14 protein-coding genes, 2 tRNA genes and 1 pseudogene are annotated in these 14,288 nt (G+C 73.2%); 4 read left to right on the top strand and 13 right to left on the bottom strand.

Annotated elements, in window-relative coordinates:
* Positions 1 to 145 precede the first annotated feature (145 nt).
* On the bottom strand, positions 146 to 1,297 hold the full coding sequence (locus E3Z34_RS11650; RefSeq protein ID WP_134773732.1) for a D-alanine--D-alanine ligase family protein: 1,152 nt from the start codon (positions 1,295 to 1,297) through the stop codon (positions 146 to 148).
* A gap of 117 nt (positions 1,298 to 1,414) precedes the next feature.
* Here E3Z34_RS11650 and E3Z34_RS11655 point away from each other — a divergent pair, with 117 nt between their 5' ends.
* Positions 1,415 to 1,780, top strand: a complete 366-nt coding sequence (locus tag E3Z34_RS11655) for a DUF4342 domain-containing protein (RefSeq protein WP_158288669.1) — start codon at positions 1,415 to 1,417, stop codon at positions 1,778 to 1,780.
* Positions 1,781 to 1,789: 9 nt separating this feature from the next.
* Here E3Z34_RS11655 and E3Z34_RS11660 read toward each other — a convergent pair whose 3' ends face one another.
* On the bottom strand, positions 1,790 to 2,791 hold the full coding sequence (locus tag E3Z34_RS11660) for an NAD(P)H-dependent glycerol-3-phosphate dehydrogenase (RefSeq protein ID WP_134773734.1): 1,002 nt from the start codon (positions 2,789 to 2,791) through the stop codon (positions 1,790 to 1,792).
* Positions 2,788 to 3,561 carry a lysophospholipid acyltransferase family protein gene (locus E3Z34_RS11665; protein WP_238695141.1) on the bottom strand — a complete coding sequence of 258 codons (774 nt, stop codon included), beginning with the start codon at positions 3,559 to 3,561 and terminating at the stop codon, positions 2,788 to 2,790. The genes E3Z34_RS11660 and E3Z34_RS11665 overlap by 4 nt, the downstream gene beginning before the upstream one ends.
* A gap of 45 nt (positions 3,562 to 3,606) precedes the next feature.
* Here E3Z34_RS11665 and cofC point away from each other — a divergent pair, with 45 nt between their 5' ends.
* The gene (cofC, locus tag E3Z34_RS11670; protein WP_238695142.1) at positions 3,607 to 4,269 is read left to right on the top strand and encodes a 2-phospho-L-lactate guanylyltransferase; all 663 of its coding nucleotides are present in this window, start codon (positions 3,607 to 3,609) and stop codon (positions 4,267 to 4,269) included.
* A gap of 10 nt (positions 4,270 to 4,279) precedes the next feature.
* Complete coding sequence (locus E3Z34_RS11675) at positions 4,280 to 4,510, top strand: hypothetical protein (protein WP_134773736.1); 231 nt, start codon at positions 4,280 to 4,282, stop codon at positions 4,508 to 4,510.
* A 98-nt stretch (positions 4,511 to 4,608) separates the two neighbouring features.
* Here E3Z34_RS11675 and E3Z34_RS19025 read toward each other — a convergent pair whose 3' ends face one another.
* The 6 genes and pseudogenes from E3Z34_RS19025 to clpS all read right to left on the bottom strand — a co-directional run bounded on the left by E3Z34_RS19025 (position 4,609) and on the right by clpS (position 8,455).
* Positions 4,609 to 5,496 carry an HU family DNA-binding protein gene (locus E3Z34_RS19025; protein ID WP_238695143.1) on the bottom strand — a complete coding sequence of 296 codons (888 nt, stop codon included), beginning with the start codon at positions 5,494 to 5,496 and terminating at the stop codon, positions 4,609 to 4,611.
* Between the two features lie 164 nt (positions 5,497 to 5,660).
* Positions 5,661 to 5,733 (bottom strand) — tRNA-Glu (locus E3Z34_RS11685).
* 86 nt (positions 5,734 to 5,819) lie between these two features.
* A tRNA-Gln gene (locus E3Z34_RS11690) sits at positions 5,820 to 5,891 on the bottom strand.
* Between the two features lie 85 nt (positions 5,892 to 5,976).
* Complete coding sequence (gltX, locus tag E3Z34_RS11695) at positions 5,977 to 7,530, bottom strand: glutamate--tRNA ligase (protein ID WP_134773737.1); 1,554 nt, start codon at positions 7,528 to 7,530, stop codon at positions 5,977 to 5,979.
* Between the two features lie 49 nt (positions 7,531 to 7,579).
* Positions 7,580 to 8,163 (bottom strand): annotated as a pseudogene (locus E3Z34_RS11705) (DUF2017 family protein).
* A 31-nt stretch (positions 8,164 to 8,194) separates the two neighbouring features.
* Complete coding sequence (gene clpS, locus E3Z34_RS11710; RefSeq protein WP_134774876.1) at positions 8,195 to 8,455, bottom strand: ATP-dependent Clp protease adapter ClpS; 261 nt, start codon at positions 8,453 to 8,455, stop codon at positions 8,195 to 8,197.
* Positions 8,456 to 8,594: 139 nt separating this feature from the next.
* On the opposite strand from clpS, the gene E3Z34_RS11715 reads away from it, so the two are divergent.
* Entirely contained in the window at positions 8,595 to 9,851 is a 1,257-nt protein-coding gene (locus tag E3Z34_RS11715) for a nicotinate phosphoribosyltransferase (RefSeq protein ID WP_238695493.1), read from the top strand.
* Between the two features lie 122 nt (positions 9,852 to 9,973).
* On the opposite strand, the gene E3Z34_RS11720 is transcribed toward E3Z34_RS11715, so the two are convergent.
* The 4 genes from E3Z34_RS11720 to E3Z34_RS11730 all read right to left on the bottom strand — a co-directional run bounded on the left by E3Z34_RS11720 (position 9,974) and on the right by E3Z34_RS11730 (position 14,173).
* Entirely contained in the window at positions 9,974 to 10,546 is a 573-nt protein-coding gene (locus E3Z34_RS11720; RefSeq protein ID WP_134773741.1) for an isochorismatase family protein, read from the bottom strand.
* A 46-nt stretch (positions 10,547 to 10,592) separates the two neighbouring features.
* Positions 10,593 to 11,540, bottom strand: a complete 948-nt coding sequence (locus E3Z34_RS17715) for an RDD family protein (protein ID WP_158288733.1) — start codon at positions 11,538 to 11,540, stop codon at positions 10,593 to 10,595.
* Between the two features lie 82 nt (positions 11,541 to 11,622).
* Complete coding sequence (locus tag E3Z34_RS17720) at positions 11,623 to 12,246, bottom strand: hypothetical protein (protein ID WP_158288670.1); 624 nt, start codon at positions 12,244 to 12,246, stop codon at positions 11,623 to 11,625.
* 61 nt (positions 12,247 to 12,307) lie between these two features.
* On the bottom strand, positions 12,308 to 14,173 hold the full coding sequence (locus E3Z34_RS11730) for an HNH endonuclease (protein WP_158288671.1): 1,866 nt from the start codon (positions 14,171 to 14,173) through the stop codon (positions 12,308 to 12,310).
* Positions 14,174 to 14,288: the final 115 nt, after the last annotated feature.

The following is a 14,288-nucleotide window of genomic DNA, read 5'->3' on the forward strand; positions in this document are numbered from 1 at the left end:
GAGGGACAGATGTGACAGGTGTGACGAATGAGGCAAGAGTAGTCTTCTAACGGGTCACATCCGCGGACCCGGCACACCCGGGGCGTGCTCGCACCGAACGCCGGGAGTCACCACGACGGCGGCCCGAGGCCGCAGGACCAGGCGCTCAGCGCAGGCCGAGCGGCCGCTCCAGCGCCAGGGCCACCAGCTCGTCGACGAGCTCGGGGTAGCTCAGCCCCGAGGCGGCCCAGGCCTGGGGGTACATCGAGAACGGGGTGAAGCCGGGCATCGTGTTGATCTCGTTGAGCAGCACCTCGCCACGGTCGGTGACGAAGCAGTCGACCCGGGCCAACCCCTCGCAGCCGGCCACCTCGAAGGCCGTGCGCGCGATCTCCTGGACCCGCGCCCGGACCTCGTCGTCGATCTGCGCCGGGGCGGTGATCCGGACGCTGTCCTCGTCGAGGTACTTCGCCTCGAAGTCGTAGAACTCGTGCCCGCTGACCACCTCGATCTCGCCGCACTCGCTCACCCGCGGCGCATCGGTCCCCCGCCCCTGCAGGACACCGCACTCGATCTCCCGGCCCACGATCCCCTGCTCCACGAGCACCTTGGGGTCGTGGTCGCGAGCCTTGTCGATCGCGACCTCGAGGTCCTCGGGCCGGTCCACCTTGAACACGCCCACCGAGGACCCCGCCCTGGCGGGCTTGACGAAGACCGGGAAGCTCAGGGCTTTGGCGGCGTCCAGGGCGGCGGCGCGGTCACGGCGCCACTGCACGTCGGGGATGACGACGTAGGGCCCGACGGGCAGACCGGCGGAGGCGAAGACGACCTTCATGATGTGCTTGTCCATCATGGCCGCGGAGGCCAGCACACCGCACCCGACGTAGCGGATGTCCGCCAGCTCCAGCAGGCCCTGGATGGTGCCGTCCTCGCCGAAGGGCCCGTGCAGCAGCGGGAAGACGACGTCCACCTCACCGAGATCCTCCAGCCCGTCGGGTCCCACGGCCCGCCACACGGTCTCCACCCCGCCGAGCGGGACGATGACCGCGCGTCCGGTGTCCTCGACCTGCGGCAGCCGGCCGTCCCGGATCTCCAGCGCGTCCGGGTCGTCGGGGACGAGCACCCATGCCGACGGGCACCACGTCATTATGCCGACCCCGTCATACCGGGTCCGGTCGAGCGTGCGCAGGACGCTGGCCGCGGTGGCGCACGAGATCGCGTGCTCCTCCGAGCGGCCGCCGAAGACGACGGCGACCCGGATGCGACCGGATCGGGGCACGGGGTCGACGTCGGTCTGGGTGCGGGGCTGGCTGTCCATCGGGCCCGAGCCTAGTCGGGTGCCGGACGGTGCCCCGGTATGACGCGCCCCTCGGGCCGGTCAGGGGGCAGGGGTACCGTCGGGAGGACACGTATCCCGTCGTCGTCGGAGGAGAACATGACCAGGGAGCCCTGGACCCAGCGCATCGACGTGGCCGGCAACCAGCTCGTCGACCGCGTCAAGGAGATCGCCAAGGACGCCAACGCGCGCCGTGTCATCATCCGTGACCAGCACGGCACGCAGATCCTGACCGTCCCCCTCGGCTGGGGCGTCGCCGGCGGGGCCGTGGCCGTGATGGCGGCGCCGGTGCTCGCCGTGCTCGCCGCCGTGGGGGGCGCTGCGGCGAAGGTGCGCATCGAGGTGGAGCGCGTCGACCCCGGGCCCACCCCGTTCCCCGGCGGGGGCGAGGGCGGGACCGACGGTATGCCGGTCATCCGCACCGAGGCGCCGCGGTGGGAGTCGGCGCCCGACGACCGGCCCTGACCCCGCGGCTCAGCCGCGCTCGTGCTTGCGGGCCCGTGACATCAGGGCGGCCGTGAGCTGCTCCGGGGTGACCTGGCCCTCCACCACGCCGGTCACTCCCTGGCAGATCGGCATGTCGACCCCGTGCCGACGCGCCAGGTCCACCACGCTGCGGCACGACTTCACGCCCTCCGCGGTCTGGTGGGGCACGGCCAGGATCTGCTCGACCGTGGTCCCCTGCCCGAGCGCGACCCCCACCCGGTGGTTGCGCGACAGGGGGGACATGCACGTGGCGATGAGGTCGCCGACACCGGCCAGCCCCATGAGGGTGCTCGGGTCGGCCCCGAGCCGCTCGCCGAGGCGGGCGGTCTCGGCCAGCCCCCGGGTGATGAGGCTCGACTTGGTGTTGTCGCCGTAGCCCAGGCCCTCGGCCATTCCCACGGCGAGCGCGATGACGTTCTTGACCGCCCCGCCGATCTCGGCCCCGACCACGTCCGTCTGGGTGTAGGGCCGGAAGTAGGGGGTGGCCACGGCGCTCGCCACCTGCTCGGCGGTGGCGAGGTCGGCCCCCGCCACGACGGTCGCGGCCGGCTGCCGGGCGGCGATCTCCTTGGACAGGTTGGGCCCGGAGACGACGACGACCCGGGCGGGGTCCAGGCCCGAGGCGACCATGACCTCGCTCATCCGCAGGCCGGTCCCGAGCTCGATGCCCTTCATGAGCGAGACCACCGGCGCCCCGGCGGGGATGGCCCGGCCCCAGACCGCGAGGTTGTCCCGCAGGCTCTGCGAGGGGACCGCGAGGACGACGAGGTCGGCCCCGGCCGCGGCCTCCGTGGGGTCGGCGGTGGCGGTGATGGCCGGCGGGAGCTCGAGGTCCCCCAGGTAGTCGGGGTTGCGGTGCCCGTCGCGGATGGCTGCGGCGACCTCCTCCCGACGGGCCCAGAGGGTGACCCGCTCGGCCCCCGCGTCCGCGAGGACCTGGGCGAAGGCGGTGGCCCAGCTGCCGGCGCCGTAGATCGTGGCCCGGGTCATGAGTCGCGCTTCGAGCCCCGTCGGCGCCCGCCCGGCCTCGGCCTGGCCGAGCCGTCGCGCGCCATGTCGTAGGGCCGGGCCGGCGGGTCCTCCCCCCGGATCTGCGACAGCAGGTCGGTGATGGCCGCCATGACCCGGCGGGTCGCCTCGGCGTGGGCGCGGGGGTCGTCGGCGCGCTCGTAGAGGTCCGTGAGGTCGACGGGCGGCCCCACCCTCACGTGCTGCACCGGGCGCCGCAGCACGTTGCCGGGGCGACGCGCGTAGCGGTCCAGCACCTCCTGGGCCCCCCACTGCGCGAGCGGGATGACCGGCGCCCGCGAGGTGAGCGCCAGGCGACCCACCCCGGACTTGCCCTTCATCGGCCAGAGGTCCGGGTCCCGGGTCAGCGTGCCCTCCGGCGTGATCCCGATGACCTTCCCCTCCGCCAGGGCCGCCCGGGCGGCCTCGAGGGCGTCACCGGCCTGCGACGTCGCCCGGTAGACCGGCACCTGCTCCAGGTGCCGCAGCGCGTGCCCGAGACCGGGCACCTGGAAGAGGTTGGACTTGGCCAGGAAGAACGGAGGATGGCCGTGGTCGACGAGGAAGTGGGCCATGGTGAAGGGGTCGACCTCGGAGTAGTGGTTGGCCGCGACGATGAAGCCACCCTCCTCCGGCAGGTGCTCGCCGCCGGACCAGTCGCGCCGGGTCAGGCCCATGAGCATCGGGCGCAGGACCCCGATGACGGCGTGGTAGGACCAGGGCAGCGGATGACGGCTGGGGCGGCGCTTCACGTGGTCATCTTTGCATCCGGCGTGCGCGCTCGCGAGGATGCTCCGGTGAGCCCCGCGCCCCCCGATCGCCCCCTCCCGCCGGTGACGTGGCACCTCGTCGTGCCGGTCAAGGAGGCCGTGCGGGCCAAGAGCCGCCTGGAGGCCCCTCACCCGCTGTCGCGCCCGGTGCTCGCCCGGGCCGTCGCCGAGGACACCCTCGAGCAGGCATGCCGTGCCGTCCCGCCCTCGCAGGTGGTCGTGGTGACCTCGGACCCTCACGCGGGGCGCTTCGCCCGCGGGTCGGGCGCCGTCGTGGTGCCGGACCCCGGAACCGGCCTGAACGCCGCCGTGCGTGCTGGCCTGGCCTCGGCGGGCCCGGCCACCCCGACCCCCGGGGCGCGGGACGGGTGGGCGGTGCTGCTCGGGGACCTCCCCGCCCTGCGCGCCGAGGACCTGCTGGCCGCCCTGGCGAGGTGTGCCGCATACCCTGCCTGCGTCGTCCCTGACGCCGACGGCACGGGCACGGTGCTGCTCACCTCCACCGTCGGTCCGCCACGACCTCGATTCGGGTCCGGGTCGGCACGACGGCACGCACTGTCCGCGACGGTGCTCCCGCTGGACCTTCCGCACCTGCGCCGCGACGTGGACACCGCGGCCGACCTGAGGACCGCCGTGGCGCTGGGGGTCGGGCCGCGGACGGCCGCCGCCCTGGGCCTCTCCGACGCATAGGGTGGGGAGCATGCAGGCCAGCGTGCACTCCTTCGACCCGGAGACCGGGGCCGGCCAGGTGCTGCTCGACACCGGCCGGCTGCTGCCCTTCGACGGACAGGTCTTCGCGGCCAGCGAGCTGCGGCACCTGCGGTTGGGGCAGCGGGTGAGCGTGGAGGCGTCCGGCAACCCTGAGGAGGAGGGGACGGTGCTCACGCGCCTGTGGATCGTCGGGATCGGGGCGGGAGAGGTCATCCGGTAGGGCTCGCCCCTGCCGCCAGCAGAGCCTCACTCCGTCGACCCGGCTCGTCGGTCAGCCCGTTCCCGTCGACCGGGCTCGTCGTCCGACCCCGGCCCGGGTCAGCCCTTCTTTCCCTTCCTGCCGGTGCTGCCCTTGGTGCCGGTCCCCTTCCCGCGGCCGCTCCCGCCCTTCGCGCTCCCCTTGCCCTTGGTGCCCTTGGTGCCCTTGGTGCCCTTCGCGCGGTCCTTGCCCGGCGAGTCGGTCCTGTCCTTCTTCGTCCCGTGCTTCCGCGCCTTCTTCCCCCTCGCCCGCTCGTCCCGTGCCCTGGCCAGCTGCGCCTTCTTCGCCGAGATCATGCTCTGGGTGATGTCCTCACCGCCCACGAGCATGCGACCGGCTTCGTCCTTCCTCGCCGCAGGCTGCCCCGCCGGCGCTGCCTGCGCCGCGTCCGGCTCCGTCTGCGGCCCGGGAGGCGCCTTGCGCACGGTCTCCGGTGCCCCCGACGTCACCTCCCGGACCCGCCGGCCTCCCGGGCGGGGCCCGTCGGAGGGCCGGTGCGTGTCCGGGCCCGTCGCGTCCGCGGTGCTGCCGTCGCCCTCGCGTGAGGGGCGTCCACCCCGGGGCACCTCCCCCTCGGTCCCGGTGCGCCGGACCGTGGCCGGCGCGCCCGCGCGCTCGACCTCCTCGTGCGTGGCCACCCGGACCCCCGCCAGTCCCTCCTCGGGCAGGGTCGACGGGTCGGCCACGACCTGCTTGAAGTAGGTGGCCGGACGGAAGCGGGCGGACCGGGTCCCCGCGATGGGGACGGCCTCCCCCGTCCTCGGGTTGCGACCGGTGCGGGGTGCGCGTTCCACGCTCTCGAACACCCCGAAGCCGGTGATCCCGACCGTCCCCCCGGCCGCGACCTCCCTCAGGACGACGTCGACCAACGACTCGAGCGCCGCGGTGGCCTGCGCGCGGCCCCCCAGCCGGGGGGCCATGGCCTCGATGACATCAGCCTTGTTCACGACGTCCTCCTCGTGCTCCCCGACCCCTCGGGCGAGGGGTCGCGCGGTCCTCACACGCTACGCCCCGCCGCTGCTCGTCGTCCATGCGGCACAGCGCATCTCGGCACGAGCGGGCATGACGAAAGGCCTCCACCCCGCACGGGGTGGAGGCCTTTCACTCGACGTAGCCCCGACGGGATTCGAACCCGCGCTACCGCCTTGAGAGGGCGGCGTGCTAGGCCACTACACAACGGGGCCGAGTGCGCGGCGCGACCTGCGCGCCGAACGGAGACACTACCTCATGGGCCGTGCTCCTGCGAAATCACCAGAACCGGTGATCTGCGCTGGGGTACCAGGACTCGAACCTAGACTAACTGAACCAGAATCAGTCGTGCTGCCAATTACACCATACCCCAAGGGGTATCGCTGACCCCCGTTCCGGGGAGCGAACCGAGGCGTTACTCTACCCGCTACCGACGGCTTGCCCAAATCCCCTGGCGCTCACAGGGAGCCACGCAACCGGCGGAGCCGCTGCAGGGTCTCGTGCTTGCCGAGGATCTCCATCGACTCGAAGAGCGGCGGGCTGATCCGCTGCCCCGAGACCGCCGTGCGCAGGGGGCCGAACGCGAACCGGGGCTTGAGCCCGAGACCCTCGATCAGGGCTTCCCTCAGCACCTGTTCGATCCGTTCGGTCGTCCACTCCACGCCGCCACCCAGAGGCTGGGGGAAGGCCCCCGAGACCTGCTCCAGGGCGGAGACGGCCGCGTCGAGCACCGCGGGGGCGTCCTCCTTGAGCTGGGCCCGGGCGTCGTCGGCGACGACGAGGTCGTCGGCCGCGACGTAGAAGGGGGCGACCAGCGGCACGGCCTCCGAGAGCACCTGGATGCGCGTCTGGATGAGGTCGGCGACCTGCTCCAACCGGGCGAGCTCGCCCATGTCGGACTGCGGACCCAGCACCCCAGCACCGCGCAGGACGGGGAGGAGGCGGGCAGTGAACTCCGGCAGGGGCAGCCGGCGCAGGTGGTCGCCGTTGATCGACTCCGCCTTCTTCTGGTCCCACCGCGCCGGGTTGGGGTTGACGTCGCGCACGTCGAAGGCCTCGACCAGGTGCTCGGGGTCGAAGAGGTCACGGTCCGGCCCGATCGACCAGCCCAGGAGCGCGAGGTAGTTGATCATGCCCTCGCGCACGAAGCCGCGCTCCCGGTGCAGGAAGAGGTTGGACTCGGGGTCGCGCTTGGACAGCTTCTTGCTCCCCTCCCCGAGCACCAGCGGCAGGTGGGCGAAGGTCGGGACCCTCTCGGCCACCCCGATCTCCATGAGGGCGCGGTAGAGCGCGATCTGGCGGGGCGTGGAGGACAGGAGGTCCTCACCGCGGATGACGTGGGTGATGCGCATCATCGCGTCGTCGGTGGGGTTGGTCAGGGTGTAGAGGGGCTGCCCGTTGCCCCGGACGATGACGAAGTCCGGCACCGAGCCGGCGCGGAAGGTGACCTCCCCACGCACCAGGTCGTGGAAGGTGAGGTCCTCGTCCGGCATCCGCAGGCGCAGCACGGGGTCGCGACCCTCACGCCGGAAGGCCTCGCGCTGCTCGGGGGTCAGGTCGCGGTCGTGGTTGTCGTAGCCGAGCTTGACGTCCCGGCCGGCCGCGCGACGCCGCGCCTCGACCTCCTCCGACGTGCTGAACGACTCGTAGGCCAGGCCGGAGCGCAGGAGACGCTGCGCGACGTCGGCGTAGATCTCGCCCCGCTCGCTCTGCCGGTACGGGCCGTAGGGACCGCCCACGTCCGGGCCCTCCTGGTAGTCCAGCCCCAGCCAGTCGAGAGCCTCGACGATCTGGTCCATCGACTCCTGGGAGTCGCGGGCGGCGTCGGTGTCCTCCACGCGGAAGACCAGGGTGCCACCGTGATGGCGGGCGAAGGCCCAGTTGAACAGCGCGGTGCGCGCCAGTCCGACGTGGGGCGTGCCCGTCGGGCTGGGGCAGAAGCGGGCGCGGACGTCGCTGCCGGTGACCTCGTCGTGCTCGGTGGGGCTGGGCGGCGCGGAGTGAGTCGTCATGATGGCGGCCAGTCTAGGGACATCCCCCGGGGGACGGCCCCGACGGCCCTCAGCGCGACAGCATGGCGGTGGTGAGCGACTCCTGGACCCAGGAGAGGAAGTCGTAGTACGCCATCATCTGGGCGGCTCCCGGGTCCAGCTCCCGCTCGCCGGCGAGAGCCGCCTCGAGCTCCTCGTGCAGGCGTTCGGAGTCCTCGTCGGTCCGCATGCCCAGCCGTTCACCAGGATGAGCCGGGCGTCCGTCAGGCCGATCGCCAGCGCCCGTGCCTGGTCGAGGTCCAGGTCGACCCGGGGTGGGGAGGCCTCCTCGAGGGCGGCGATCGCGGTCGCCAGGGTGGCAGCCTTGCGCGAGCGCAGACCGTGCTCGGTCATCCTGCGGAAGTCGGCCGCCTGCTCCGGATCCTCGCGCGAGGCCGAGGGCAGCAGCCTGGCCAGGGCGGGATCCTCGGGCTCGGTGGGGTCGACCTCGTCTCCCAGGCCGGCCACGAGGTCGAGGAACGGGTCCCCCGTGTCCGGGCGCTCGGGCGCGACGAAGGCATGGGTGAGGCCGAGCACGTGCACGATCACCGCGATCTCCTCCTCGTCGAACCCCCCGACCAGGCGGGATCCCTTGCGGCGGAACGCTGTCGCCATACCTGTCCTTCCTCGTCAGGCCCGGGCCGGCTCAGCGGTCCTGCTGGAAGGTGGCCCACAGGCCGTAGCCGTGCATGGCCTCGGTGTCGGCCTCCATCTTCTCCCGCGTCCCGGTCGAGACGACCGCGCGGCCCTCGGTGTGCACGTCCATCATCAGCTTCTCCGCCTTGGCTCGGGAGTAGCCGAAATGGCTCTGGAACACCCAGGTGACGTAGCTCATGAGGTTGACCGGGTCGTTCCACACCAGGGTGACCCAGGGAGCGTCCTCGTCGGGGCGCTCGAGCAGGCCCACCGAGCTCTCCCTCCGGGGCGTCGTCCCGGGCCCGGCGGGTGGCGGGGGCGGCTCAGGCGTGTCGATCGGCACACCGCCACTCTAGGCTGACGGGGTGAACGCGAGCACCGCCCTGCTGACCGACCACTACGAGCTGACGATGATCCAGGCCGCCCTGGCCAGCGGGCACGCCGAGCGGCGGTGCGTCTTCGAGACCTTCGCCCGTCGGCTTCCGGACGGGCGCCGCTTCGGCGTCCTGGCCGGGACGGGGCGCTTCCTGCAGGCGCTGCGGGACTTCCGGTTCGCGGAGGAGGCGCTCGACTTCCTGGGCGCCCGGCGCGTGGTCGACGAGCGGACGTTGGCCTGGCTGGCGGACTTCCGCTTCAGCGGGGACATCTGGGGGTATGCCGAGGGCGAGATCTACTTCCCGGGGTCCCCGGTGCTGGTGGTCGAGTCGACCTTCGCCGAGGGTGTGGTCCTGGAGACGCTGGCGCTGTCGATCCTCAACCACGACTCCGCCGTCGCCTCGGCCGCCTCGCGCATGACCGCGGCCGCCGGTGACCGGCCGTGCATCGAGATGGGCTCACGGCGCACCCACGAGCAGTCCGCCGTGGCGGCCGCCCGGGCCGCCTACCTCGCCGGTTTCGCCTCCACGTCCAACCTCGAGGCCGGGCGCCGGCACGACATCCCGACGGCCGGCACGGCGGCGCACTCCTACACCCTCCTGCACGACCAGGAACGTGAGGCCTTCTCCAACCAGCTCGCCTCGCTCGGGCTGGACACGACCCTGCTCGTGGACACCTACGACGTGACCGCCGCGGTGGAGCTCGCGGTCGAGCTCGCCGGGGCCGGGCTCGGCGGGGTCCGTCTGGACTCCGGCGACCTGGTGGGTCAGGCCCACGAGGTCCGGGCCCAGCTGGACCGGCTGGGGGCCACGGACACCCGCATCGTGGTCACCTCCGACCTGGACGAGCACGCCATCGCCGCGCTCGCCGCCGCCCCCGTGGACGTCTACGGCGTGGGGACCAGCGTGGTGACCGGGTCGGGACACCCGGCCGCGGGGATGGTCTACAAGCTGGTCAGCAGGGAGAACGTCGGCGGGGAGATGGAGGGGGTGGCCAAGGCGAGCAAGGACAAGACCTCGGTCGGTGGCCGCAAGTACGCCCTGCGCCGCCGCGACGCGGACGGTCGCGCCCAGGCCGAGATCGTCGGCATCAACGAGCAGCCGCGGGACGACGGCGACGACCGCCAGCTCCTGGTCCCGCTCGTCCGCGGTGGCGAGGTCGTCGGGCCCACGGACGTCCGCACGGCCCGGGAGCACCACGCCATGGCCCGTGCCGAGCTGCCGCTGCGGGCTCTGAGGCTCTCGCACGGTGAGCCGGCGATCCCCACGACCTACCTGGACGACTGGGGCTGAGCGCCCACCCGGGTGGCTCGACCGTCGGTCAACGGCGTGACAGGCGCAGGTCTGCCGCCCGCTCGGGTCGGTCGCCCGTATGGCTCAGGCCGGCCACCCGCCCGTGTCGGTCGCCCGCGCCATCAGCCCACGTGCACGCCGGCGGCACGAAGCTCGGCGAGCGCGTCCTCGGTGGTCCGCGGGTCCACGCCCGCGCACAGGTCCAGGAGCACGGTGGTGTCCAACCCCTCCCGCCGGGCGTCCAGCGCGGTGGCCCGGACGCAGTGGTCGGTCGCGATGCCGCAGACGTCCACCTCGCTGATCCCCCGCTCACGCAGCCACTGCCCCAGACCGACGCGCGTGCCGTGCACGTCGGTGCTGCCCTCGAAGCCCGAGTATGCGGCCTCGTGCTCGCCCTTGCGGAACACCGCATGGACGTGCGCGAGAGCCGGGTCCAGCTCGGGACGAAAGTCCGCGCCCCGGGTGCCTACCCGGCAGTGCACCGGCCAGGAGGTGCGGTAGTCGGGCTGCTCCGACCAGTGCTCCCCGGGGTCGACGTGCCAGTCGGCCGTCGCGACGACGGCGGCATACTCCTGGCCGTGCTCGTCGACGTGCCGGCTGATGCCGGTGGCGACGGCCGTGCCACCGGCCACGGCCAGGCTCCCGCCCTCGCAGAAGTCGTGCTGGACGTCGACGATGATCAGCGCTCGGCTCATGCGTCGAGCATGCCACCATCTCGCGCTGAGGACGTCCTCCTGGGGGCTAGCGCTTGCGGACGACGTTGGTCTTGGCGACCTTGTCGTGCAGGGCCTGACGGTTCTTGTCCCACAGCGGCCACAGCACGTTGACCAGGGTGAACAGGCTGACGAAGCTCAGGGCCGGGTTGAGGTTCCCGAGGATTCCCGGGCCCTGGTAGACCAGGGCCCGCAGCAGGGACGGGAGCCAGCCGACGTTGCCAGGCTCGTCGCGCAGCCGCACGCGCAGCCCGGTGGCCAGCTTGCCCAGCGTCCCGCCCAGCAGGGTCACCAGGACGACCTCGTACGCCAGGCCCACGACGCCCACCAGCATCGTGAACATCGCCAGCCCGCGCGACAGCTCGGCCGGTGGAAGGGCGAAGGGATCGGTGCCGGTCTGGGTCAAGGACCAGTCGAGGTAGTCGGCGAAGAAGCCGGGCATCAGGAGGTTGCCGAGCACAAGACCCAGGATGGCCAGGACGATGCCGTCCAGGATGCGCGCGGCGACCCGGTGCCACCACCCGGCCAGCGGCTGACCGTCCGGCGTCGACGACCGCGGGTCGACCTGCGGCTGATAGCCGCCACCCGGCATCGGCGCCCCCTGCCACTGGCCCTGGTACGGGTTCTGGCCCGTCTGACCCGCGTAGGGGTTCTGGCCGCCCTGGCCGTACGGGTTGCCCTGGCCCTGCTGGCCGTACGGGTTGCCCTGGCCCTGCTGACCGTACGGGTTGCCCTGGCCCTGACCGCCGTACCCGGACTGGCCCCCATAATCCACAGGCCCCTGCGCCCCGCCGGCCTGGCCCGGCCCCGCCTGCTGGCCCCACCCCGAACCGGCGTCCCCCTGCTGCCCCTGGCCTGCCCGCTCCAGGCCGGGCTTCTGCTTGGGGGACGTGTGGTTGGTCCACTGGACGCCGTCCCAGTACCGGAGGTTGCTGTCGTCCTGTGGGTCGTCGTACCACCCTGCCTGCTGACTCATGGTCGTAAGCCTGCCACAGCGCACAGTGCTCCTTGGCCCACGCCACCCTGGCCACCCCGTGACACCCCACCCTGCCCCACCATCAGGTGGATGCCGTGACCTCACCACCCGCGATCCGCTGCAGCTCGGCGACGACCAGGTGCTGGTCGGCCCGGAAGATCTCGGCCGGAACGGGTGGGAGCAGCTCGTCCCAGTGCGAGAGGAAGGTCCCGCGCAGCTGGAGCATGCCGGTCGGCCGCGCGTAGAGCCACCAGTGCAGGTGCTCACCCCCGTCGCCCCACCGGGCCACCTGGATGCGGGGCACGGGGAGCACCGCGCAGGCGGCCTGCTCCACGGCGCTGAGCAGCTCACCCTGACGACGTGCCTCCTCGGTCGTGAGGTCCTGGAGGTCGGCATGCCGCCTGGGCATGAGGAACAGGGCGAAGGGCAGGGCCCGCGACTCGAGGGGCAGCCCGAGCATCCACTCGGAGTCGTGCCAGAGGACGTACCCGGGGTCGAGCGAGCGGGCCGACTCACACGTGCGGCAGTCCCGTCCCCCGGCACCCCCGCGTGGGGGCTCCTCGTCGGCCGGTGGGTCCAGCGGCTTGGCCCGCAGCTTCCCGGTCCAGGGCCACGACGACCAGGACTCCAGGTCGGCCTCGCGGTACCCGGAGGTGTCGATCGTGGACCTCGTCCGGGCGTACCACTCCTGAGGGGTCTCCGGCATGGCAGGACACTACCGGTCCGGGTGCACCACCAGGGGTGATCGGCCGGCCGGAGCGTCAGGGTCATTGATGCTCCGGATCCCCCTCGTCACCGTCCCGCCTGTCCTGGCCACCGGCAGGCGGACCTCCGGACCGCGACCTGGGGGCGACCGGGACGGCACGAGTCGCGGGCGGGACCGGAGTCGTCGCATGCGTCGGAGGTGGAGCTGCTGGTAGCTGTGGAGCCGCTGGTGGCTGTGGAGGGGTGGGTGGCGGTGGAGGGGTGGGTCGCGACCGCGACTCGGAGACCCCAGGAGGCGCGGGCAGCGAGGGAGCTGAGGGGATCGAGGGAGGTGCCGGGAGCGGGGGAAGAGCCGGGAGCAAGGGAAGAGCCGGGAGCAATGGAGGCGCCGGGAGGTAGTGGTCCGGCCCCGTCCTGAGGGCACGCGGACGTTCGCGCGCGAGGTTGCAGCGCTCGCACAGCCCTTGTCCGTTGTCGACGTCCGTGGGCCCTCCGTCGGCATGCCGGCGGATGTGGTCGACGGTCCTGATCGGGGCCCCGCACCACCGGTTGCGGCAGCTGCGGTCGCGGGCGACGACCAGCTCGCGCAGGGCATCGGTGAAGAAGCGCCGGCGCGGGTCCCGCTGGGTCAGGACACCGGTCACCGGATCGGTGTAGAGCCTGCGGATCCACACCCGGGCCGCGCGGAGCGCGGATCGTGCCGGCTCCTGCCGCGCGCCGTCGAGCTGGGCCTTGTCCGCCCCACCGGCCGACGCCACCGAGCCGGGCATCCCGGAGCCAGGATCTCCGTGGACGTGCGGGCACAGGGCGTCGGCGCAAGCCCCTCCGTCCGGGCAGCACGTCGGCGCCGTCCCTGTGCCGGCCGGGCCGGACGTCGGTCCCGCCCCCTCGCGGGCCGGGCCGGCCGTCGGTCCCGCCCCCTCGCCAGCCGGGCCGGACGTCGGTCCCGCCCCCTCGAGGGCCTGATCGGTGGTGGACGGCTCCGGCTCCTCCGCGGTGCCGGGATCGGCGAGCCGGGGTCGCAGAAGCTCACGGGCGTAGTCAGCGGGGACAGGACCGTGTCCGAGGAGCTCGGCCGGGTCGCTGGTGCCGGCAAGGAGCGCGGCGTCGGTGATGACCAGGCCCACCTCGACGTCCACCCCGTCCACCACGCGGCGGCCGGTCGCGCGCTCGAAGAGCTCGTCCGCCCGGAGCTGGTCGACCGTCCGGGGGTCGCCCGAGGCGCGCTTGGCCCGGGCGGCACCGTCCAGGCTCTGGTAGACGGCGATGGCCTGCGGGGCAGGCAGCCGAGCGGTGAGGATGCCCATCACGTCCGGGGCCGGTCGCACCGAGACACCTCGGTCCGAGGCGGCCCTGCGTGCCCGGGCCACGAACCCGGACGGGTCGACCTCGTAGACCAGAGCACGCACGGCCGCCTCCAGCTCACGGTTGGAGATGCCCGGCAGCCGCGGCTCCAACCGCTCGTCGATCTCGGCCCGGTGCTCGGGGTCGACGCACGTGGTGCCCTCGGCCACCAGCCGGGCCTGGTAGGGCGAGATCACACCGGCCACGAGAGCCCGAAGGGTGCGGGGCAGGTGCTCGCACAGGCCCTTGGCGGCCGTGAGGTCGCGCGAGCCCCAGTAGGGCGAGCACATGCGGGCCGTGGCCAGGTCGTCCGGCACCGCGCCGCCGGCTCGCCTCGGGGACACCCCGGCCTGCAGCTGCGCGCCGACCTGCGACGCGTGGAAGGCCACCTGCACCGTGGCCGAGACGGCCGCCAGCGTGCGGGTGAGCAGCTCGATCTGGTGCAGCAGCTCCAGACGTCCGTCGTCGGAGAGCCCACGCAGGTCCGCAGCGGGCAGCCCCTCCCGGAGGGCGACCACCCGTCGGATCACCTCGTCCGGCTGCGCGCCCTCGCGGGTGAGATCGGTGGCGGTATCGGTCGTCATCGGCCTCGAGGACCCGCCCGCCGGACCTCGGCCCTCGTCCCCCCGCCCTGACGGTCGCCGCATCGCCCCCACCCCCTCGGTGTCCCTCCGGCCGACCCACCTCGACCTCGTACAC

This window comes from Ornithinimicrobium flavum, from assembly GCF_004526345.1.
GTDB lineage: Bacteria > Actinomycetota > Actinomycetes > Actinomycetales > Dermatophilaceae > Ornithinicoccus > Ornithinicoccus flavus.